Source organism: Sulfitobacter sp. 1A13679 (assembly GCF_043557115.1).
GTDB lineage: Bacteria > Pseudomonadota > Alphaproteobacteria > Rhodobacterales > Rhodobacteraceae > Sulfitobacter > Sulfitobacter faviae.
Genome location: NZ_JBIFFO010000006.1, coordinates 1 through 19,839 on the forward strand (window position 1 = coordinate 1; position 19,839 = coordinate 19,839).

Consider the following 19,839-nt stretch of genomic DNA (forward strand, 5'->3'; position numbering starts at 1 on the left):
ACTTGGCTCGACCGGGCCTTCGTGGTGAACGATTGGTACATCTCTGGCTACCAGCCGATCACGGATAGTTTCGGCGAGCGGGTAGGGATGCTTTACGTCGGCTTTCTCGAAGCACCCTTTGCACAGACGAAGCGGGAGGCGTTCTGGTGGATGCTAGCTGCTTTCTTTGCCGTGCTGGCGCTGTCGGCGCCGGTGTTCCTTTGGCTGGCACGCGGTATCTTTTCACCGCTCGAACGGATGACAAAGGTCATGCACCGCGTCGGCAAGGGGGAACTTTCGGCGCGGATCGGCGCAGTGCCTGCACGGGATGAGATCGGGGCGGTGGCGCATCACCTCGATTGGTTGCTGGAGCAGGTTCAGGAACGTGATCGGCAGTTGCGCAGCTGGAACGATGAGCTGAACCAGCGGGTGGATCAGCGCACCGCCGAGTTGCGCGAGGCGAATGAGAAGTTGGAACAGACCTTCCGCCAATTGGTGATGAGCGAGAAGCTCGCCTCCATCGGAGAGATTACAGCAGGGGTCGCGCATGAGATCAACAACCCCGTCGCGGTGATCATGGGTAATGTCGATGTCATCCGGGAGACCCTCGGGGCGGATGCCGCGCCGGTGGTCACGGAACTGGGGCTGATCGACAGGCAACTGTCCCGGATTGAGGTCATTGTCGGCAAATTGCTCAAGTTCGCCGCCCCGTCTGAATTTTCCGATTGTGAACATAATATCTCCCTGCGCCCCTTGGTGCAGGACTGCCTTGTACTCGTCGATCATCTGATCAGCCGGGGCGGGGTCGAGGTGCACTGCGACCTTGAAGAGGTCCCACCGGTTCGCGCGGACTCGGGCGAGATACAGCAGGTCGTGGTGAACCTTGTGGTCAATGCCGTGCAAGCGATGCAGGGGGCAGGGCGGCTGGCATTGTACCTTGGGGTTGAGGATCGCGACGGCGTAGCCGGTGTGGCGCTGTCGGTCCATGATAGTGGGCCGGGGGTGCCTGAGGCGCTGCTCGGATCGCTTTTCGATCCCTTCTTTACCACCAAACCGGGGGAGGGGACGGGCTTGGGCCTGTCGATCTCTCAGACGCTGATCCAGCGGGCCGGGGGGATCATCACGGTCTGCAATCGGGCGGAAGGGGGTGCGGCCTTCTCCGTCTGGCTTCCGCAAACCCCCGATGATGCAGGCCCCCCTAAACGCCCGTGACGCTCAAGGGGGCAGGGGGCTTTAGGCTGTCTTGCCGTCAAAGCCTTCGAGGTAGGCGACGAGGATATCCAGCGCCGCCTGTAGGTCTCCCTTCGACACCATCTCGGTCACCGTGTGGATATAGCGGGTGCCGACCACGATCCCCACAGCCCGCGCGCCAGCGGCGGCTTGCTGCGCCGCAGCACCGTCTTGTCCGCCTGCGGCGAGCATGGTGCGTTGGAAGGGGATGTCGCGGGCTTCGGCCAGTTTTTCGATGTCGCGCACGAGGTCCACATCCGCGATGAAGCTGCTGTCGCGGACGTGCAGGCCAAAGCCTTTGCCGAGCCGCGTGGTAGAGAGGTGCTCCGGCACTCCGGGCGTGTCACAGGCCAGCGTCGTGTCGATGCCAAGGCCGATGTCGGGTTGTACCTTATAGGCCGCCGTGCGCGCCCCGCGCAGGCCGACTTCTTCCTGACAGGTGAAGGCCACATGAATCTCCGCGCCGCGCCCCTTGCCGGCCAGCTTGCGGATCGCCTCGATCCCGAGCCAGCAGGCCACGCGGTTGTCGAGCGCTTTGGAGACGAACTGCTCACCCATCTCAAGGAAAGGCTCGTCCATGACGACGAAGTCACCGACCTTGACGATGTCCTTTGCTTTTTCGCCGAGCCCCAGATCGACGAAGAATTCCGAGACTTCGGGGATCTTCTTGCGGTCTTCGGGGGAGGAAATGTGAATGGGCTTGCCGCCGGGGTTCATCACGCCCTTCAGATCGCCCTGATCGGTGCAGACCAGCACCCGGCGCGAGAAAAGGTTGCGCGGATCGAAACCGCCCACGGGCTGCAGGTAGAGGAACCCGTCTTTCGACACATGGCTGACCAGAAAGCCGATCTCGTCCATATGGCAGAGCAGCATGATCTTGGGCGCTTTGCCATCGCCCGCCGTCGCATCCCGGCGGCAGAGGAGGGAGCCCATGGCGTCGGTCTCCACATGGTCGAACAGCCCTTCGATCTCACGGGTGATCAGATCGCGCACGCGGTGTTCGCGCCCCGGAACGCCGGGGGTTTCGCAAAGGTCTTTGAGTAGGTCGATGTTCATGCTGGCCTCATCCTTGGTGATTTGGCCGCACTATCGCGCCGCGCCTGCCGAAGTGCAAACAGGCGCGGTGCGATGAGGCTGAGAGGGCAGGGGGCTACATCTGACCCGGCAGGAACAGCACCAGCGCGGGGAAGACGAGCAATAGGATCAGCCGCAGGATATCGACCAGCCAGAACGGGGTGACGCCGCGAAAGATCGTGCCGGTGGAAACATCGCCGACCACGCCTTTGAGGACAAAGACGTTGAGGCCGACGGGCGGGGTGATCAGGCTGATCTCGGTCACGACGACGACGATGATGCCGAACCACACCGGATCGAAGCCAAGGCTCGTGACCAGCGGGAAGAAGATCGGCACCGTCAGCAGCAGCATCGACATGCTTTCAAAAATGCAGCCGAGCGCGATGTAGATCAGAAGGATTAGACCCATCACCACCCAAGGCCCGAGGTCGAGCGCGGTGACGGTGGCCAGCAGCCCTTCGGGCAGCCCCGCGAGGTTCACGAAGTTGGAGAAAATCCACGCCCCGATCAGCACAGAGAAGAGCGAGGCGGAGGTGAGCGTCGTCTCCTCCAGCACTTCACGCAGGCCCCGCCAGCTAAGCCCGCCGCGCGCCCAAGCGATGAGGAAGGCCCCCGCCGCCCCCATGCCCGCGGCCTCGGTCGGGGAGAAGGCGAGGTGGATCGGCCAGAAGTCCAAGACCCCATAGAGCCCGCCGATGACCAGCGCAAAAAGCGCCAGCACCGACCAGACGTGATTGAGCGCGCGTAGCCGCTCGCCCCAAGTCGCACGGGGGCCAGCAGGGCCGGCCTCGGGGTTCATGGCGACGGAAAACCGCACCGCGCAGAGGTAGAGCAGGATGCCCAATGCGCCCGGCACGATGCCCGCGATGAACAGCGCGCCGATGGAGGTCTCGGTCAGCAAGCCATAGATCACGAGGATCACCGACGGCGGGATCAGGATGCCGAGCGTGCCCCCGGCGGCGATGGAGGCGGTCGAGAGGCTATCGGAATAGCCGTATTTGCGCATCTCCGGCATGGCGACCTTGGACATCGTGGCGGCGGTGGCGAGCGATGAGCCGCAGATCGCGGCGAAGCCCCCGCAAGCGACGATGGTGGCCATCGCCAGACCGCCCCGGAAGTGGCCCAAAAAGGCGTTAGAGACTTGGTAAAGCTCGCGGCTGATCCCGCCTTTGTTGACGAAAAGCCCCATGAGGATGAAGAGCGGGATCACCGACAGCCCGTAGTCTTGGCTGGTGTCGATGATCAGCCGCGACACCATGGAGATCGACGCGCGGTAGCTGGTCTCATAGACCAGCCCGATCATCCCGACGAGGCCCATGGCAAAGGCAATAGGCAAGCGCAGCAAGACGAGGACGAAAACGGCGGCAAAGCCGATAGCAGAGGCGATCATGTAGCAGGGTCCAGAAGTTGCGGCGCAAAGAGGCGCAGAAGCCCGCGCAGGATCAGCACGACAGCGGTGAGATAGGTCATCACCGCGATGAACATGCCGATGTAGAAGGTCGGGATTTCAAGATATTCGGTGACGTCGCCATAGCTGAGCGCGCGGTAGGCGAGGTCGACGACCCGCCCCGCCGGAAACCACAGCATCACCCCGCACCCCAGCGTCACCAGCCCGTCGCGCCAGCGTTGCAGCCCCCAGTTTTCAAAGGGGCGGTCCAAAAGGTCGGCGGCGATATGCCCCTCGCGGCCCGACAGGACCGGCAAGGCAGAGAAAACGATCAGCGCGATGCCGATGCGGATCAGCTCGGTTGCAGCTTCGATGGGTGCATTGAAGACCGACCGCATGATGACATCGGCAAAGGTCAGCACCATCAGCGCGAAGAGCGCGAGAGAGGCCATCGTCATCGGCAGGGCCGAGAGGGCGGTGGTTAGGCGGATTAAAGAGCGCATGGCGGTTCCCTGGCTGGGGGCCGACCGCGTTTGCGCCCGGCCCCTTTGGCGGTGGGGGTTACTGGCTGGCGTTCGCCATTTCCTCACGCATCATCTCGTAGGCGGCCCGCCCATCGACACCGGCCTCGTCGAGTTCCGCGATCACCTTGTCGCGCACTTTGGCGGCCATCTCGGCAAAGCGGGCTTGGTCCTCTTCCGAGGCGGTGACGATCTTGTTGTCGCCCGCGGCCTCGGTCGCCTCACGCGCGTCAACGTCGCTTTGGTCCCAAACGGCACCCATCATGCGGCTCGCCGTCTCGCCAAAGACTTCGCTGTCGAGCTTTTGCTGCACGTCTTCGGGCAGGCTGTCGAAGGTCTCTTGGCTCATGATGACCGAGAAGGAACCGCGGTAGAACCCGCCGGGCATCTCATAGACGTTCTTGGCCACTTCGTTCAGCTTAAAACTGATCCGCTCGCCCATGTTCATGGCCACCGCATCGGCGGCGCCGGAGTCGAGCGTCTCGTAAACCTTGGGCGCGGGCACCTGAATGCCGACAAGGCCAAGTTCCGCCCCCACATCCGCCGAGACACCACCGCCGAGGCGGGTTTTCAGCCCCTGCAGATCGTCGAGGGTGTTGACCTCTTTGTTGGAGTGGATTTGCCCCGGGCCGTGGGTTGTGAGCGCGATCACCTTCACGCCGCGGTGCTCGTCCAATTCAGACAGCATCGCCTCATGCACGCGCCAATGGGCAACCGATGCGGCCTCGGCGTTGCCTTCGTAGCCCGGGATTTCCACCAGTTTCGTGCCGACGAAACGACCGGGCGTGTAGCCGTGGAACAGAATGGCGATATCGGCGGCACCGTCCAGCAGCAGGTCCATCTGCGCGGGCGGCGGGGCGAGGCCGTTTTTCAACTCAGTCTCGATCAGCCCATCGCTGGCCTCGGCCATCATGTCGGTCAATTGGGTGAACATCCCGGTGTTGACCGGGTGGCTCGGCGGCAGCCATGTGGAAATGGTCAGCGTCTCGGCGGCGAAAGCGCCGGTCGCGGTGCAGAGCGCAAGCGCACTCGTTGTGAGAAACTTGGTGAATTTGGTCATTTTGGGCTCCTCCCCATACCGTTCGATATGCCTTGGCGGGGTTCTCCCAAACCCGTATCGCCAAGTATATGCTTTTTCATGTATTCACATTTACAGCACGATTGGAACCATTTTTTGCCCCCGGGGCAAGGGCGGTGATCAGCCGCGAAGATCGCCCGTGTCATCCAAGGCGGCGAGCAGCGATTTCAGCGCGGGCTTCAACTGCGCCCCCTCGTTGCGCTTCAGCATTTCCATCAAGGCCGCCTCATGGCGGCGCGCTTGCGGCACCAGTTCGGCGGCCAGCGCGCGGCCCGCGTCGGTCAGATATACCCGCACGCGGCGGCCATCGGCAGGGTCGCTGCGGCGAAGCAGCAGGCCGCGTTCCTCCATTTGGGCGATGATCCGTGTGAGGCGGGACTGTTCGGCCAGCGCCCGGCGTGCGAGCTGCGTGATCATCGCGCCATCGGTGTCCGACAGGCAGGCCAACACGCGCCATTCCGGCACCCGCAGCCCCGCTTTGCGCACCTGCGCGTGGAACTGCGCGCTTGCCACATCGCTGGCCGCCGCCAAGAGATACAGCAGGTAATCCGAGACGAATCCCCCCTCCTGACCCGTCTCCTTTTGGGCGGTTGCATCGGTCTTTTGCTGCGTCACACCAGTTAACCCTTTGATGGAAAGAGGGCTCCTCGCACCTCGGCATCCCTAAATGGCGGGCAAACTCGCGCTTGGCAAGAAAACCCTTGACCAAAACTATATGAAAAATCATATTGTTTGTCAGGGAGGACGCCACATGTCGAAGATCAACGCCGTCGTGCGCAAGGTCACAGCGCTGACCGATCGCATCACCGAGTTCGAGATTGCAGCCGCCGACGGCAGCCCGCTGCCGAACTGGGAAGCGGGGGCGCATGTGCTTTTCGATCTGCCCGATGGCGACACCCGCGCCTATTCCCTGATCACCTTCGATCCGATCCCCGAGGCCCCCGAAAGCTACCGCATCGCCGTTCAACGCGAGCCCGAGGGCAAGGGCGGCTCGACCCATATGCACGGGCTGAAACCGGGGGCACAGATCACCTGCGCCGCGCCGAAGAACGATTTCCCCCTGTCCCCGGACGCGCCCGCCGTGCTGCTGGCGGGGGGGATTGGCATCACGCCGATGATCTCGATGGCGGCGACGCTCAAGGCCGCGGGGCAGGACTTCGCCTTTCACTATACGGGCCGCAGCGCGCCCGTTATGGCCTACCGCGATGCCCTACGCGACAATTTCGGCGATGCGCTGCATCTGCATTGCGATGATGATGCGACGGCGCTGGACCTCGGCGCGGTGATCGACAGCCTTGGAGCCCAAGCGCATCTCTATGTCTGCGGCCCCAAAGGGTTGATCGACGCGGCCAAGGCAAAAGCCGAAGCCGCGGGCATCGCCGCCGAGCGCATCCATTTCGAACTCTTCGACGCGCCACAGGAGCAAGAGGGCGACAGCGCCTTCGAGGTCGAAGTCGCCTCAACCGGAGAGGTTTTCACCATCCCCCCCGGCCAATCCATCATCGACGTGCTGGAAGCGGGCGGTGTCGATGTCATGTACGACTGCCAGCGCGGCGACTGCGGCATCTGCCAATGCGATGTGCTCAGCGGCACCCCCGATCACCGCGACGTGGTCCTGTCAGAGGCCGAGCGCGCGGCAGGCAATGTCATGCAAATCTGCGTCAGCCGCGCGAAATCTCCGCGCCTTGTGCTCGACATCTGAGGGAGGAACTCATGGGACGTTACGACAGCCCGGCGGCCTTGGCCGCCCTCGTGCAGCCACATCAGGTGCACCGCGATATCTACAATGACCCAGAGGTGTTCCAGCAGGAGATGAAGCATCTCTTCGCCAATGCTTGGGTCTTTGTCGGCCATGAAAGCCAGACCCCGAATAAGGGCGATTATTTCAGCACCCATATCGGCACCCAGCCCGTCATTCAGGTGCGCCATTCGACGGGCGACATCCATGTCCTGCTGAACCGCTGCCCCCACAAAGGCACCAAGATCGTGATCGACCGGCAAGGCAACACCGGCAAATTCTTCCGCTGCCCCTATCACGCATGGAGCTTCAAGACCGATGGGTGCCTTTTGGCGATCCCGCTCAAGAAGGGCTACCAGAACACCGGGCTGGAAGAGACCGACAGCGGCAAAGGAATGCGCAGCGTCGGCGATGTGAAGAACTACCGCGGCTTCATCTTTGCCCGCCTCGCCGAAGAGGGCATCAGTTTCGAAGAGTTCTTCGGCGAAAGCCTGTCGTCGCTCGACAATATGGTTGACCGCTCCCCCGCCGGACGGCTCGAAGTGGTCGGCCCGCCGCTGCGCTACATGCATCATTGCAACTGGAAGATGCTGGTAGAAAACCAGACCGACACCTGCCACCCGATGGTGGCGCATGAAAGCTCCGCCGGGACGGCGGTGAAGCTCTACGAAGAACTGGGCCTGCCTGAGGACGCGCCCAAACCCCCCGCGATGGAGATCATCGCCCCCTTCATGTCGCCTTACGATTTCTTCGAAGGCATGGGCATCCGCACATGGCCCAACGGGCATGGGCACACCGGCGTAAACCACTCTATCCACTCGGATTATTCCGCCATCCCCGGGTATTTCGAAGCGCTCTGCGACAGCTATGGAGAGGAGAAGGCCAAGGCGATCCTCGATGAGAACCGCCACAACACGGTCTATTTCCCCAACATCATGATCAAGGGTCCGATCCAGCAATTGCGGGTCTTCATCCCCATCGCCGCCGACCGGACCGTGGTGGAAAGCTACATCTACCGCCTTGTCGACGCACCCGATGAGCTGACGGCTCGCACCGCGATGTACAACCGCATGATCAACGCGCCCACCTCCATCGTCGGCCATGACGATCTGGAGATGTACGAGCGCGCGCAGGAAGGGCTGATGGTCGACGGGCTGGAATGGGTGAACATCCAGCGCCTGATCGAAGAAGACGAAGACTTCGATGTCGAAGCGGTCGAGAACGGCACCACCGAACGCCAGATGCGCAACCAATTCCACGCATGGGTCAAGTTCATGACCATGGGCCAAAAGACGGAGGCGGCGGAATGAGTGTGACGCGCGAAAGCCTGATCGACTTCATCTATGACGAAGTGCGCATGCTGGACGAGGGGCGCTATACCGAATGGCTCGACCTCTGGCTGCCGGACGGGCACTATTGGATGCCGTTGGACTATCAGCAAAAAGACCCGATCAACGAGACCTCGTTGATGTATGAGGATATGTTCATGCTCAAGCTGCGCGTCGAACGTCTGAACGGCGCGCGCACCTTCAGCCAAAAGCCCAAGAGCCGCTGCCACCATGTGATCCAACGGCCTTTCGTGGATGAGATGGACGCGGAGGCCGGGCGTTTCGTCACGACCACCTTCATGCACTACGTCGAGACGCGGCTGGACGAGCAACAGTTGCTCGCCGTCACCGCGCGGCATGAGCTGGCGCTGGTCGAGGGGCGTCTGCGCATTGCTAACAAACGGGTCGATATCGTGAATTGCGACGCGGCTTTCCGCAACATCCAGTTGCTGCCATGATCGGGGCAGAGACTGAGACGGTCTACGCGGCCTTTGAAGACACCGCCGCGCGGCACCCCGAACGGGGTTTCCTGAATGTCCTGCCGGAAACGGCGGACATCTACGGCATCGCGGCGGGGGAGGTGAGTTATGCCGAAGCCGCGCGCGAGGTTGCCGCCCTGCGCAAGCGCATTTCGGCGGCGGGCTATCTGCCCGGGCAGCGCGTGATGCTGCTGATGGAGAACCGCCCGGCCTTCTTCCTCTGGTGGCTGGCGCTGAATGGACTGGGCCTGTCGGTCGTGCCGGTGAACCCCGATCTGCGTGCGGCAGAGCTGAGCTATATGATCGACCATGCCGAACCGGTCTTGGCCGTGGCGATCCCTGCGCGCGGCGAGGACTTGCGCGCGGCGGGACGGCAAGTCGGGCGCGACATGTCGGTAATCGCACCGGAGGATCCCTTGCCCGCCCCCGCGACGCGTGAGACCATCGCGGCACGGCAAGGGGGGGCGGAGGAGGCTGAGGCGGCACTGCTCTACACCTCGGGCACCACCGGTCAGCCCAAAGGCTGCATTCTGACCAACACCTATTTCCTAGATGCCGGATGCTGGTACGCCGACACCGGCGGGCTTTGCGCCCTCTCGCAAGACGGCGAGCGCATGATCACGCCCCTGCCGATCTTCCACATGAACGCGATGGCCTATTCCTTCATGGCGATGATCGCAGTGGGCGGCTGCCTGACCGCGCTTGACCGCTTCCACCCCCGCAGTTGGTGGTCCTCGGTCCGGGCCTCGGAGGCGACCTGTCTGCACTACCTCGGCGTGATGCCGTCGATGCTCATGGGGGCCGAGGCAAGCGAAGCTGACCGCGACCATGCCGCGCGCTTTGGCTTCGGCGCGGGGGTGGACCCGAAATTGCACGCCGCCTTCGAGGCGCGTTTCGGTTTTCCATTGGTTGAGGCTTGGGCCATGACCGAAACCGGCGCGGGCGCGGTGATCTGCGCCAACCGCGAACCGCGCCGCGTGGGCGAAAGCTGCCTCGGCGCGCCCGAAGGGGGGCTGGAGGTCCGGCTGCTCAACGATGCCGGGGAAGAGGCCGATCAGGGCGAATTGCTGGTGCGCCGCGCCGGTGCCGACCCGCGGCGTGGGTTCTTTGCGGGCTACTTCAAAAATACCGAAGCCACGGATGAGGCTTGGGCGGGCGGTTGGTTCCACACCGGCGACATCGTGCGCCGCGCGCCGGATGGGGCGATGTATTTCGTCGACCGCAAGAAAAACGTGATCCGCCGCTCGGGCGAGAACATCGCGGCGGTCGAGGTGGAATCGACCCTGATGCGCCACCCCGCCGTGGCCAGCGCCGCCGTGGCCGCCGTGCCTGACGCGGTGCGCGGGGATGAGGTTTTCGCCTGTATCGTGCCGAAGGACGCCGGTGCCGACCCTGCCGTCTTGGCCCGTGAAATCACCGAATGGTGCCTGACCCAACTTGCCTATTACAAAGCCCCCGGCTTCATCGCCTTTGTCGAGGCGCTGCCGCTGACGGCGACGCAGAAACTCCAACGCGGGGTGCTGAAAATGCTGGCCGCCGACCTGCTGGACGATCCCGCCACGCAAGACCTGCGCGGGCTAAAGAAACGGACGGCAGCATGAGACGCAGGGGCTATGACGGCGTCGTCATCGCGGTGCCCACCTCGGTGCCCTATGCGCGCTACAGCAATGAGACCGCCCATTGGTGGATCGCCCGCGCGCTGCGCGCGATGCTGGGCAAGGCTGGGATCGCGCCGGGCGAACTGGACGGGTTCTCGGTCTCCAGCTTCTCGCTCGCGCCGGACACGCCGGTCGGGTTGACCCAGCATTTGGGGCTCAGCCCGCGGTGGCTCGATACCGTGCCGACGGGCGGGGCCAGCGGGGTCATCGCGCTGCGCCGCGCTGCGCGGGCGGTGCAGGCGGGCGATGTGGATGTGGTGGCCTGCGTGGCGGGGGACGCGAACCGGATCGACAGCTTTCGCAGCCTGCTCAGCGGCTTTTCGCGCTTTTCGATGGATGCGACCTTTCCCTATGGTTTCGGCGGCCCGAACGCGAGTTTCGCCCTGCTGATGGACCGCTACATGCAGGAATTCGGCGCCACGCGAGAGGACTTTGGCAAAATCGCCGTGGCGCAACGCGCCAATGCGCTCTGCTATCCCGATGCGCTGATGAAAACCCCGCTGACGCTTGACCAATACCTGAATGCGCGCATGATCTCGGACCCCATCGCGCTATTCGACTGCGTGATGCCCTGCGCCGGGGCCGAGGCGTTTTTGGTCATGCGCGAGGATGAAGCCCTGCGGCGCGACCTGCCCTTCGCGCGGATCAGCGGCACCATCGAGCGACACAACGCCTACCCCGAAGATCCGATGCAACTGCGCGGCGGCTGGGGCGTGGATATCGGTGAGCTCTACGAGATGGCGGGCCATGGGCCTGAGGGGATCGATCTGCTGCAAACCTATGACGACTACCCGGTGATCTCGATGATGCAGTTCGAAGACCTCGGGTTCTGCGCCAAGGGGGAGGGGGCCGCCTTTACCCGGCGGCGGGATCTGACGATCCACGGCGATTTCCCCCACAACACCTCGGGCGGGCAGTTGTCGGTCGGCCAAGCCGGGGCCGCGGGCGGCTATCTGGGGCTGGTCGAGGCGATCCGGCAGGTGACGGGGAAGGCCGAGGCCACACAGGTTGCCAACGCCCGGCGGGCCTTGGTCTCGGGCTTTGGTATGATCAACTATGACCGGGGCGTCTGTTCTGCCGCGGCGATCATCGAAGGGGGCGCGCCATGACCGACCCATTGACCCCGCCCCGAAAGAAGAACCCGCAAAAGCGCAGCAGGGTGCCGACGCTGCCGCCCGCGCAGCGGTCGCGCGCGGCCCTCGGCCTTGCCATCGCCGCCGGGCGTGGCACCTTCGCCTTGCAACACTGCGCCGATTGTGGGGCGGTGCAATACCCCCCGCGCGATGCCTGCTGCAAATGCCTGTCCGTCGCGCTGGACTGGCGCGAGACGGACCGCGCGGGCGAAGCCTTGGCCGAAACCACGATCCGCGTCTCGCCCGACCCGTATTTTCGTGAGCGGTTGCCGTGGCGCATCGGCACGGTGCAACTGGCCGCAGGGCCGGTGGCCGTGTGCCATCTGCATGGCGAGGTCGAGCGCGGTGATGCCGTGCGGCTGGCGTTGAAACTGGACCGGGCCGGGCAGGGGGTCATGGTGGCCCTGCCGCGAGAGGGAAGCGAATTGATGCAAGACGATCCGATGCTCCGCGAAATGTCGAGCGATCCGAAACATCGGCGGGTGTTGATCACCGATGCCCGCTCGCCCTTGGCCCTGCCGCTGGCCCAAGCGCTCCTGAGCGCAGGTGCGGCGAAGATATTCCTGGGGGAGCCGGAACATTGGCGCCGATGGGAAGGCCGCGCGGCCTTCGAGGGGATGGAGAGCGTCAGCCTCATGCCGCTCGATGTCACCGATGGGGCCTCCGTCTCGCGCCTCGCGGCTGAGATCGGTGGCAAGGTCGACATCCTGATCAACACCGCCCAATTCATCCGCCCCGGCGGGGTGCTCGGCAGTGACACTGTCTTTGCCCGCGAGGGGATGGAGACCAATGTGCTGGGCCTGATGCGATTGGCGCAGGGCTTTGGCCCCGCGATGGCCGCGCGCACGGCGGATGGGGCTAATGCCGCGGTGGCTTGGATCAATCTCCTCTCGGTCGGGGCCTTGGCCCCAGAGGCGGGGTTCGGTGGTTTCGATGCCTCACAAGCGGCGGCGCGGTCGCTCAGCCAGACGATGCGGGCGGAGTTTGCCCGGGCAGGGCTGCGGGTGATGAATGTCTACACCGGCCCCGTCGATGACGAATGGCGCCAACCCCTGCCGCCGCCCAAAGTCTCCCCCCGCGCACTGGCGCGGACCGTGGTGAGCGGGCTGGTCGACGGGTTGGAAGAGGTCGCATGCGGTGACGTGGCCAAGGACGCGCTGGCCCGCTGGCTGGACGATCCGGCCTTGATGGAACGCGAAACGCGAGGGGGCGGCGCATGAGCGATGCAATCATGACACTGGCCGAAGCACTGGCAAGCGGTGCCGCAAAGGTCGTCGATCTGACCCATCGGCTCGACCCGGACTTCCCGGTCATCGTCCTGCCGCCAGAGTTCGGCCAATGTGCGCGGTTTCGGATGGAGGAAGTCTCAGCCTATGATCAACGCGGCCCGGCGTGGAAGTGGCATAACCTCACGCTGAACGAACACACCGGCACCCATTTCGACGCGCCCATTCACTGGGTCTCGGGCAAGGACGTGGCCCATGGCGCGGTGGATGAAATCCCGCCCGAAGCCTTCATCGGCCCGGTCGTGGTGATCGACTGCTCGGCGGGGGCGGCGCAGAACGACGACTTCGAACTGACGCCCGAGATCATCCGCGATTGGGAGGCCCAGCACGGGCCGATCCCCGCCGACGTTTGGGTGTTGATGCGCACCGATTGGTCGAAACGCAGCGGCGCGGATTACCTCAACATGCGCGAGGATGGCGCCCATTCGCCCGGCCCCACTCCCGCCGCCATCGAACTGCTGCTAGAGCGTGGCATTCGCGGCTTTGGCACGGAAACGGTCGGCACTGACGCGGGGCAGGGGATGCATTACGACCCGCCCTTCCCCGCGCATTACCTGCTGCATGGGGCGGGGAAATACGGGCTGCAATGCCTGTGCAACCTCGACCAACTGCCGCCCACCGGGGCCATGCTGATCGCACCGCCGCTTAAGATCAAAGGCGGCACCGGCAGCCCCTTGCGGGTGCTGGCACTGATACCGGGAGAGAGGCCATGACCGAGTACACCGCCGTCATCACCGGGGGCAGCAAGGGTATTGGCGCCGATCTCGCGCAGCGGTTGCTGGGGCGAGGCTATCGCGTGATCTCGATCGCGCGGGGCAAGCCGGAGTGGGAGGCGGAGGGCTGCGAGCATATCGAAACCGACCTGCTCGACCCCGCCTCCGTCGCCGCCGTTGCCGCTGACATCGCCGCGCGCCATGAGGTGACCCATCTGGTGCATAACGCGGGGCTGATCTGGCCCAATCTGGTTGAAGAGGCCAAGCCCGAAGACATCACCGGCCTTGCGCAACTGCACCTCGGCTCGGCCCTGACGCTGCTGCAAGCCTTCTTGCCCGCGATGAAAAAACGCGGCTTTGGCCGAGTGATGTTCAACGCCTCCCGCGCGGCCCTAGGCGCGCCAACGCGCACCGCCTATTCGGCCTCGAAAGCCGGGATGATCGGCATGGCGCGCACATGGGCGCTGGAGCTTGCGCCGTATGGGATCACCGTCAACGTCGTGGCCCCCGGCCCGGTGCAAACGGATAATTTCTGGGGCATCATCCCGAAAGAAAGCGAACGCGAAGCAGAGTTGGCCAAGCGCATCCCCGTGGGGCGGTTAGGACAGGTGGAGGACGTGACCAACGCCTTCCTCTTCTTCTGCGACCCGGCCAGTAGTTTCGTCACTGGCCAGACGCTTTTCGTCTGCGGCGGGTCGAGCATCGGGACGCTGACGCTCTGACCCCTCGGGCTTAACCCTTGCGGAAATGTTGCACCAATTCAGGGACATAGGCATCGCCCGCGCCCTTTTCGACGACGTTGGAAAGGGCGCGATAGACCCCATCGGCAATCTCGACTTGCGCGCCCGCTTGGGCGGACATCTGGCGGTAATAGTCGAAGTCCTTCAGCGCGTTGCTGATCGCGAAGGGCAGCGCCTCGCGGTCGCCGCTGGTGATGAAGGGCGACAGCCGATCAAGCGCGACACTGGCACCGCCGCCGCCCGCCAAGACATCCACGAAGCTCTGCGGATCGATCCCCGCATCTGCCGATTGCGCAGCCGCCTCGGCCAGCAGAGACATGAAGCCGACCGAGACATAGTTGTGCAGCAGCTTCAGCCGATGGCCCGCGCTGACCGCGCCCACATGTTTGACCTCTTCGGTAAAGGCCGCGAGCACCGGAGAGACCTTTTCGACCGTGGCCGCGTCACCGCCGACGAGCAGGTTCAACTTCCCCTCATGGGCAAACTGCGCCGTGCGGGTCATCGGCGCATCGACGAAATCGCCCCCCGCCGCCTTCACCGCCTCGGCCATCTTCAACGTTGAGGCGGGCAGGGAGGTTGAGCAATCGACGACCACAGCACCCGGTTTCAGCCCCGCGATGACGCCGCCCTCTCCGGTCAGGATCCCTTCGACCTGCGGCGAGCCGGTAACGCAGAGGATGATCACATCGGAGGCGGCGGCCAGATCGCTCAGACTGTCGAAAGCCGTAGCCCCCAGCCCGTCCAACTCATCGGTCGGCTGGTTGCCGGGGTGGTCGAAATAGCCAAGCGCAAATCCCCCGCGCCGCATTACATTGCGGGCAATTCCGTGGCCCATCAGGCCGACACCGATCATACCGATTTTCATGGATTTTCCTTCGCTTGCCACCGCCACCCCTGCGCGCGGTTCCCTTGGGGAAAGTTCTAGCGATCCACCCAGCACGGTGCAACGCGGCAGGGCCGGATTTTCTTGCCCAAACAGGGCTTTGTATATTTGAAACCGACAATTCGATTGATAGGAATGGCGCATAAATGGAATGAGGCTGAAATGACTTTGACCCGCGACCCCCACCAGATTGCCGAAACGCTTTACCACGGGCAGTTCTGCCCGATGTTCATCGATGGTCAGGACGTGCCCGCCTACTCCGGCGCGGTGATTGAGGTGAAGGATCCCGCCTCTGGCCGCAAGCTGGCGGAAGTGCCGCGCGGCGGGGCGCGGGATGTCGATCAGGCCGTGGATGCCGCGCGCCGCGCCTTCGAAGGCGTCTGGTCCACCTTCACGCCCTACGACCGGCAGGAGGTGCTGTTGCGCATCGCCGATGTGATGGAGCGGGATTGGGAGAAGCTCTGTGTCTCCGACACCGCCGACATGGGGCTGCCGCTGGCGCGGACGCTCGGGAACAAGCGGCGGGTGATCGGGATGCTGCGCTTCTACGCAGGTCAGGCGGTGGCGCTGCATGGCGACGTGATCGAGAACTCGATCTCGCAGTCGATGCTGTCCTTCACCACCCGCGAACCGGTCGGCGTGGTGGGCGCGATCATCCCGTGGAACGCCCCGACCGCCGCCTCGATCTGGAAAATTGCGCCTGCGCTGGCCACCGGCTGCACCGTGGTGCTGAAACCCTCTGAGGACGCGCCGCTGACGCCCTTGATGATCGCGCGGCTGATGCAGGAGGCGGGCGTGCCCGACGGCGTGGTCAACGTGGTCACCGGCACGGGCCGTGAGGCTGGCGCGCGGCTGGCCGAACATCCGGATGTTAACAAGGTGGTCTTCACCGGCTCGACCGCGACGGGCAAGACCATCGCACGGGCCGGGGTGGAGAACCTCAAGCGGATCACGCTGGAGCTTGGGGGGAAAAGCCCGCTGATCATCTGCAAGGATGCCGACCTCGACAAGGCGGTGCCGGTGGCGGCGATGGCGGTCTATGCCCACTCGGGGCAGATCTGCATCGCCGGCTCGCGGCTTTTCGTGGCGCGGGAGATTCAGGATGAGTTTATCGAGAAACTGGCGGCCTTCGCGCGGGGGCTGAGGATCGGGCATGGCCTCGACGAAGGTACCGATCTCGGCCCGCTCATCAACGCCGTGCAGACCGAAAAGGTCGAAGACTATATCGCCAAGGGCAAGGCCGAGGGCGCGCGGCTGGTCACGGGCGGCGGTCGGCCCGAGGGGGAGGGCTATGCGGGTGGCAACTTCCTCGAGCCGGTGATCTTTGCCGATGTGAAAGACGAGATGACCATCGCGCGGGAGGAGATTTTCGGCCCCGTGATCTCGGCCCTGCCCTTCGACACGATGGAGGAGGTCGTGACCCGCGCCAATGCCACGCCCTACGGGCTGGCGGCGGGGATATTCACCCGCGATCTCGGGGTGGCGCATCGGACGGTGAAAAAGCTGAAGGCGGGCTCGGTTTGGGTGAACATGTACCACGCGATCGACCCGGCGGTGCCCTTTGGCGGGCTGAAGATGTCGGGCTACGGCAAGGAGGGTGGCGTGGAGCACCTGCAGGCGTATCTGGATACCAAGGCGGTTTGGATCCAGACCGAGTAAGGACAAGCTCAGCGCGGCGCCGCCCGGTCTGATGCCGGGCGGTAAATTGCTAAAAACCGCTGACCTTTGGCAGCCATGTCGAAATTGCTGGCACAAACGTCAGCAACATCAACACGACGAAATTCGCCAAAAAGAACGGCGGCATCTCGCGGATCAGCGCGGCGGGCTTCAGGTTCACCGCCGAGGAGACCACGAAGATCAGGCTCCCCACCGGTGGCGTCGTCAGCCCCAGTGTCAGGTTCACGATCACCACGATGGCGAAATGATCCGGCGCGATGCCGAGGGCGTGGCTGATGGGTGCCAGGATCGGGACGAGGATCATAACCCCCGGCAGCGGATCCATGAACAGACCAAAAAGCAGCAACAGCACGTTCACCGCCAAGAGGAACAGGATCGGCGAAAGCTCCCACGCGATGATCGTCTCGGCCAGAAACTGGGGCACGCCTTCGATCACCAAGACCCATGCGAAAGCCCGCGCGGCCCCAAGGATCAGCAACACCGCGGATGAGATCAGTGCCGCGCGCAGGATCAGCCCCGGCAGATCGCGCAGGCGCAGGGCGCGGTAAACGAAGAACCCGCAAAACAGCGCATAGAACACGGCGATGACCGACGCTTCGGTCGGGGTGAAAATGCCGCCCCGGATGCCGCCGACGATCAGCACGATCAGCCCAAGCGCGGGCAGCGCCATCAGGCTGTTGCGCCACATCTGCGCCCGCTCGGGCCGGGCCTCATCACTGCGGTAATCGCGTTTCCAACTGACCCAACCATTGGCCGCAAGGCTCCCTCCGGCGAGCAGCAGCCCCGGAATGACGCCCGCCATGAACAGCGATCCGACCGAGACTTCCTGATCCTGCAAGGCATAGATAATCATCACGATCGAGGGCGGGATGATCGGCCCCACCACTGCCGAAGAAATCGTCAAAGCTCCGGCGTAGGAGCGGTCATAGCCGCCTTTCTCCATCATGCGGATCATCATCGCGCCCGGTCCCGCCGCATCGGCCAGCGCCGAGCCGGAGATCCCTGCGAACATGGTCGAGGAAATCACATTGGCATAGCCCAGCCCCCCGCGCAGATGGCCCACGAATTGCGCCGCGAAACGCAAAAGCGTGTGGGTGATTGCCCCGCCGGTCATGATCTCGGCGGCGAGGATGAAGAAGGGCACGGCCAGCAGCGGGAAACTGTCGAGGCCCGAGAACATCTCTTTCACCACGACGATCTGCGGGTAGGAACTGCCCAGACCGATGGCGGCGAAGACGGAAATGGCCATGGCAAAGGCGACGGGCAGCCCCAGCACCATAAGCACGAAAAGCGAGATGAAGAGGATCTCAGCCATTGGCGGCTCCCGGCATGTTTTCGGTCTGACCTTCGGGCTGGTGATAGCGGCCCGCCATGATGAAGGGCCGCGCGATCAGCAACAGATGTACGATCAGCAGCGTGAAGCCGACTGGCATGGCGGCATAGACATAGCGGAAAGACAGGCGCATCGCGGGGGTCATCTGATACTGCGCGCGCTGCATATAGTCCCAGCCGACTTTGACCATGAAGGCAAAGAAGAACAGCAAAATCAAAACGATGACCCCGCGCAGGATGCGCTGCATCCGGGTGCTCATCACATCATGCAGATTGGTGATGGCCACATGGCCGCCCTGCCGCAGGGCAAGGCCAGCCCCCAGAAAGGCCATCCAAATCATCAGGTAACGGGCGGATTCATCGGACCACGACAACGAATGGTTGGTGCTGAACCGCAGGGCGACATTGGCCCCCACGACCAAGACCATCCCCGTCAAACAGGCGATCACCACGGCGGCGTTCACCTTGACGAATAGCTGTTCCAATCTGCGCATGGTTTCCCTCCCGTGCAAAACGGCCGGAAGCACTGCTCCCGGCCGTCCGTCTTTACGTCGCGGCGCTTACTCGGTCGCGGCGATCTGGTCGATCAGTTCTTTGCCGTAGGTCTCGTAGTACCCCTCATAGGCGCTCTCGATGGAGGCGCGGAAAGCGGCCTTCTGGTCTTCGCTGAGCTCGTTCACTTCCATGCCGCGCTCTTTCAGCGTCTCGACGCCGCTTTGCTCCACGTCATCGACGAAGGCGCGCATGGCGGAGACGGCCTCGGTCGCGCCTTTCTCGAAGGCGGCTTTGTCCTCATCCGACAGGCCTTCCCAAAAAGGTTTGGAGACCAGCAGCATGGCGGGCGAATAGACGTGACCCGAGAGCGTCAGGTACTTCTGCACCTCGTCGAGCTTCACGGAGACGATCACCGAGAGCGGGTTTTCCTGCCCGTCGATGGTGCCCTGTTGCAGCGAGCTGATCACCTCGGGCCAGGCCATCGGGGTGGGGGCGGCGCCAGCGGCGTTGAAGGCTTCGAGGTGGACCGGGTTTTCCATGGTGCGCAGCTTCATGCCCGCGATGTCTTCGGGGGTCTCAATGGCGTTGCGGTTGTTGGTGATGTGGCGGAAACCCTGTTCGCCCCAAGCCAAGGCCACCATGCCCGCGCCGTCGAACTCGGCCAAGATGTCCTGACCGATCGGCCCGTCAAGCACGCGGCGCGCGTGGTCGAGGCTGCGGAACAGGAAGGGGATGTCGGTCACGCCGGTGGCAGGGACGAAGTTGCTCAGCGTGCCGGTGGAGACGATGGTCGCCTCGACAGTGCCGAGTTGCAGGCCCTCGACGACCTCGCGCTCACCGCCCAGACCGGAGGAGGGGAAATGGCGGAAGCTGAACTTGCCGTCGGTTTCGGCCTCAACGACCTCTTGCCACTTCTGCGCTGCGACGCCGTAGTGGCTGTCGGGGGCGAGGGCGTAGCCGATCTTGACTTCGGTCTCGGCGCTCAGGGCTCCTCCGGTGAGCGCGGCCAAAGTGGCGAAAATTGCCGTGGGCTTGGTGATTTTGAACATTTTGTATCCTCCAGCGATCTTATTAACAAGGTCACGAAAACTGCTAGCGGCGGATGTTC

At 63.9% G+C, this 19,839-nt stretch carries 19 protein-coding genes; 10 read left to right on the forward strand and 9 right to left on the reverse strand.

The window, feature by feature from the left end; translation table 11 throughout:
* On the forward strand, positions 1-1,191 hold a 1,191-nt coding region (locus tag ACGYLA_RS06355; RefSeq protein WP_394431183.1), incomplete at its 5' end, for an ATP-binding protein.
* A gap of 21 nt (positions 1,192-1,212) precedes the next feature.
* On the opposite strand, the gene ACGYLA_RS06360 is transcribed toward ACGYLA_RS06355, so the two are convergent.
* From ACGYLA_RS06360 to ACGYLA_RS06380, 5 genes are all read right to left on the reverse strand, one after another.
* Complete coding sequence (locus ACGYLA_RS06360) at positions 1,213-2,265, reverse strand: M42 family metallopeptidase (protein WP_394431185.1); 1,053 nt, start codon at positions 2,263-2,265, stop codon at positions 1,213-1,215.
* 94 nt (positions 2,266-2,359) lie between these two features.
* Complete coding sequence (locus ACGYLA_RS06365; protein ID WP_067266538.1) at positions 2,360-3,673, reverse strand: TRAP transporter large permease; 1,314 nt, start codon at positions 3,671-3,673, stop codon at positions 2,360-2,362.
* Complete coding sequence (locus ACGYLA_RS06370) at positions 3,670-4,173, reverse strand: TRAP transporter small permease (protein WP_067266537.1); 504 nt, start codon at positions 4,171-4,173, stop codon at positions 3,670-3,672. Before ACGYLA_RS06370 ends, ACGYLA_RS06365 begins: the two co-directional genes overlap by 4 nt.
* 58 nt (positions 4,174-4,231) lie before the next feature.
* Positions 4,232-5,251 (reverse strand): TRAP transporter substrate-binding protein, encoded by a 1,020-nt coding sequence (locus ACGYLA_RS06375; RefSeq protein ID WP_394431187.1) that lies wholly within the window; start codon positions 5,249-5,251, stop codon positions 4,232-4,234.
* A 138-nt stretch (positions 5,252-5,389) separates the two neighbouring features.
* Positions 5,390-5,884, reverse strand: a complete 495-nt coding sequence (locus ACGYLA_RS06380; RefSeq protein WP_394431190.1) for a MarR family winged helix-turn-helix transcriptional regulator — start codon at positions 5,882-5,884, stop codon at positions 5,390-5,392.
* Between the two features lie 136 nt (positions 5,885-6,020).
* On the opposite strand from ACGYLA_RS06380, the gene ACGYLA_RS06385 reads away from it, so the two are divergent.
* The 8 genes from ACGYLA_RS06385 to ACGYLA_RS06420 are packed head-to-tail and all read left to right on the forward strand — an operon-like array spanning position 6,021 to position 14,326.
* Complete coding sequence (locus tag ACGYLA_RS06385) at positions 6,021-6,971, forward strand: PDR/VanB family oxidoreductase (RefSeq protein ID WP_394431193.1); 951 nt, start codon at positions 6,021-6,023, stop codon at positions 6,969-6,971.
* An 11-nt stretch (positions 6,972-6,982) separates the two neighbouring features.
* Positions 6,983-8,317 (forward strand): aromatic ring-hydroxylating dioxygenase subunit alpha, encoded by a 1,335-nt coding sequence (locus tag ACGYLA_RS06390; protein WP_394431195.1) that lies wholly within the window; start codon positions 6,983-6,985, stop codon positions 8,315-8,317.
* Positions 8,314-8,793, forward strand: a complete 480-nt coding sequence (locus tag ACGYLA_RS06395; RefSeq protein ID WP_394431197.1) for an aromatic-ring-hydroxylating dioxygenase subunit beta — start codon at positions 8,314-8,316, stop codon at positions 8,791-8,793. Before ACGYLA_RS06390 ends, ACGYLA_RS06395 begins: the two co-directional genes overlap by 4 nt.
* The gene (locus ACGYLA_RS06400) at positions 8,790-10,415 is read left to right on the forward strand and encodes an AMP-binding protein (protein ID WP_394431199.1); all 1,626 of its coding nucleotides are present in this window, start codon (positions 8,790-8,792) and stop codon (positions 10,413-10,415) included. The genes ACGYLA_RS06395 and ACGYLA_RS06400 overlap by 4 nt, the downstream gene beginning before the upstream one ends.
* The gene (locus ACGYLA_RS06405) at positions 10,412-11,581 is read left to right on the forward strand and encodes a thiolase family protein (RefSeq protein ID WP_394431201.1); all 1,170 of its coding nucleotides are present in this window, start codon (positions 10,412-10,414) and stop codon (positions 11,579-11,581) included. The genes ACGYLA_RS06400 and ACGYLA_RS06405 overlap by 4 nt, the downstream gene beginning before the upstream one ends.
* Positions 11,578-12,825, forward strand: coding sequence for an SDR family NAD(P)-dependent oxidoreductase (locus ACGYLA_RS06410; RefSeq protein ID WP_394431203.1), 1,248 nt, complete (start codon positions 11,578-11,580; stop codon positions 12,823-12,825). Before ACGYLA_RS06405 ends, ACGYLA_RS06410 begins: the two co-directional genes overlap by 4 nt.
* Positions 12,822-13,604 carry a cyclase family protein gene (locus ACGYLA_RS06415; RefSeq protein ID WP_394431205.1) on the forward strand — a complete coding sequence of 261 codons (783 nt, stop codon included), beginning with the start codon at positions 12,822-12,824 and terminating at the stop codon, positions 13,602-13,604. Before ACGYLA_RS06410 ends, ACGYLA_RS06415 begins: the two co-directional genes overlap by 4 nt.
* The gene (locus ACGYLA_RS06420; protein WP_394431207.1) at positions 13,601-14,326 is read left to right on the forward strand and encodes an SDR family NAD(P)-dependent oxidoreductase; all 726 of its coding nucleotides are present in this window, start codon (positions 13,601-13,603) and stop codon (positions 14,324-14,326) included. The genes ACGYLA_RS06415 and ACGYLA_RS06420 overlap by 4 nt, the downstream gene beginning before the upstream one ends.
* Before the next feature lie 10 nt (positions 14,327-14,336).
* Here the strand turns inward: ACGYLA_RS06420 and ACGYLA_RS06425 are convergent, their stop codons facing one another.
* A complete protein-coding gene (locus tag ACGYLA_RS06425) occupies positions 14,337-15,209 on the reverse strand; it encodes an NAD(P)-dependent oxidoreductase (protein WP_394431209.1) in 873 nt (290 codons plus the stop codon).
* Positions 15,210-15,389: 180 nt separating this feature from the next.
* Here ACGYLA_RS06425 and ACGYLA_RS06430 point away from each other — a divergent pair, with 180 nt between their 5' ends.
* The gene (locus ACGYLA_RS06430; protein WP_394431211.1) at positions 15,390-16,886 is read left to right on the forward strand and encodes an aldehyde dehydrogenase family protein; all 1,497 of its coding nucleotides are present in this window, start codon (positions 15,390-15,392) and stop codon (positions 16,884-16,886) included.
* A 49-nt stretch (positions 16,887-16,935) separates the two neighbouring features.
* Here ACGYLA_RS06430 and ACGYLA_RS06435 read toward each other — a convergent pair whose 3' ends face one another.
* From ACGYLA_RS06435 to ACGYLA_RS06445, 3 genes are all read right to left on the reverse strand, one after another.
* Positions 16,936-18,219 carry a TRAP transporter large permease gene (locus ACGYLA_RS06435; RefSeq protein WP_394413003.1) on the reverse strand — a complete coding sequence of 428 codons (1,284 nt, stop codon included), beginning with the start codon at positions 18,217-18,219 and terminating at the stop codon, positions 16,936-16,938.
* Positions 18,212-18,730 (reverse strand): TRAP transporter small permease, encoded by a 519-nt coding sequence (locus ACGYLA_RS06440; protein ID WP_322329754.1) that lies wholly within the window; start codon positions 18,728-18,730, stop codon positions 18,212-18,214. The genes ACGYLA_RS06435 and ACGYLA_RS06440 overlap by 8 nt, the downstream gene beginning before the upstream one ends.
* A gap of 66 nt (positions 18,731-18,796) precedes the next feature.
* Positions 18,797-19,780: a TRAP transporter substrate-binding protein gene (locus tag ACGYLA_RS06445; protein ID WP_394402813.1), complete on the reverse strand. Its 984-nt coding sequence runs from the start codon at positions 19,778-19,780 to the stop codon at positions 18,797-18,799.
* Positions 19,781-19,839: the final 59 nt, after the last annotated feature.

Bases quoted from the DNA above. Each gene is read 5' to 3' on its own strand.
- ACGYLA_RS06410 (WP_394431203.1), top strand. From the start codon at position 11,578: ATGACCGACCCATTGACCCCGCCCCGAAAGAAGAACCCGCAAAAGCGC.
- ACGYLA_RS06435 (WP_394413003.1), bottom strand. From the start codon at position 18,219: ATGGCTGAGATCCTCTTCATCTCGCTTTTCGTGCTTATGGTGCTGGGG.
- ACGYLA_RS06445 (WP_394402813.1), bottom strand. From the start codon at position 19,780: ATGTTCAAAATCACCAAGCCCACGGCAATTTTCGCCACTTTGGCCGCG.
- ACGYLA_RS06390 (WP_394431195.1), top strand. From the start codon at position 6,983: ATGGGACGTTACGACAGCCCGGCGGCCTTGGCCGCCCTCGTGCAGCCA.
- ACGYLA_RS06360 (WP_394431185.1), bottom strand. From the start codon at position 2,265: ATGAACATCGACCTACTCAAAGACCTTTGCGAAACCCCCGGCGTTCCG.
- ACGYLA_RS06395 (WP_394431197.1), top strand. From the start codon at position 8,314: ATGAGTGTGACGCGCGAAAGCCTGATCGACTTCATCTATGACGAAGTG.
- ACGYLA_RS06420 (WP_394431207.1), top strand. From the start codon at position 13,601: ATGACCGAGTACACCGCCGTCATCACCGGGGGCAGCAAGGGTATTGGC.
- ACGYLA_RS06365 (WP_067266538.1), bottom strand. From the start codon at position 3,673: ATGATCGCCTCTGCTATCGGCTTTGCCGCCGTTTTCGTCCTCGTCTTG.
- ACGYLA_RS06385 (WP_394431193.1), top strand. From the start codon at position 6,021: ATGTCGAAGATCAACGCCGTCGTGCGCAAGGTCACAGCGCTGACCGAT.
- ACGYLA_RS06375 (WP_394431187.1), bottom strand. From the start codon at position 5,251: ATGACCAAATTCACCAAGTTTCTCACAACGAGTGCGCTTGCGCTCTGC.
- ACGYLA_RS06425 (WP_394431209.1), bottom strand. From the start codon at position 15,209: ATGAAAATCGGTATGATCGGTGTCGGCCTGATGGGCCACGGAATTGCC.
- ACGYLA_RS06440 (WP_322329754.1), bottom strand. From the start codon at position 18,730: ATGCGCAGATTGGAACAGCTATTCGTCAAGGTGAACGCCGCCGTGGTG.
- ACGYLA_RS06415 (WP_394431205.1), top strand. From the start codon at position 12,822: ATGAGCGATGCAATCATGACACTGGCCGAAGCACTGGCAAGCGGTGCC.
- ACGYLA_RS06370 (WP_067266537.1), bottom strand. From the start codon at position 4,173: ATGCGCTCTTTAATCCGCCTAACCACCGCCCTCTCGGCCCTGCCGATG.
- ACGYLA_RS06430 (WP_394431211.1), top strand. From the start codon at position 15,390: ATGACTTTGACCCGCGACCCCCACCAGATTGCCGAAACGCTTTACCAC.
- ACGYLA_RS06400 (WP_394431199.1), top strand. From the start codon at position 8,790: ATGATCGGGGCAGAGACTGAGACGGTCTACGCGGCCTTTGAAGACACC.
- ACGYLA_RS06405 (WP_394431201.1), top strand. From the start codon at position 10,412: ATGAGACGCAGGGGCTATGACGGCGTCGTCATCGCGGTGCCCACCTCG.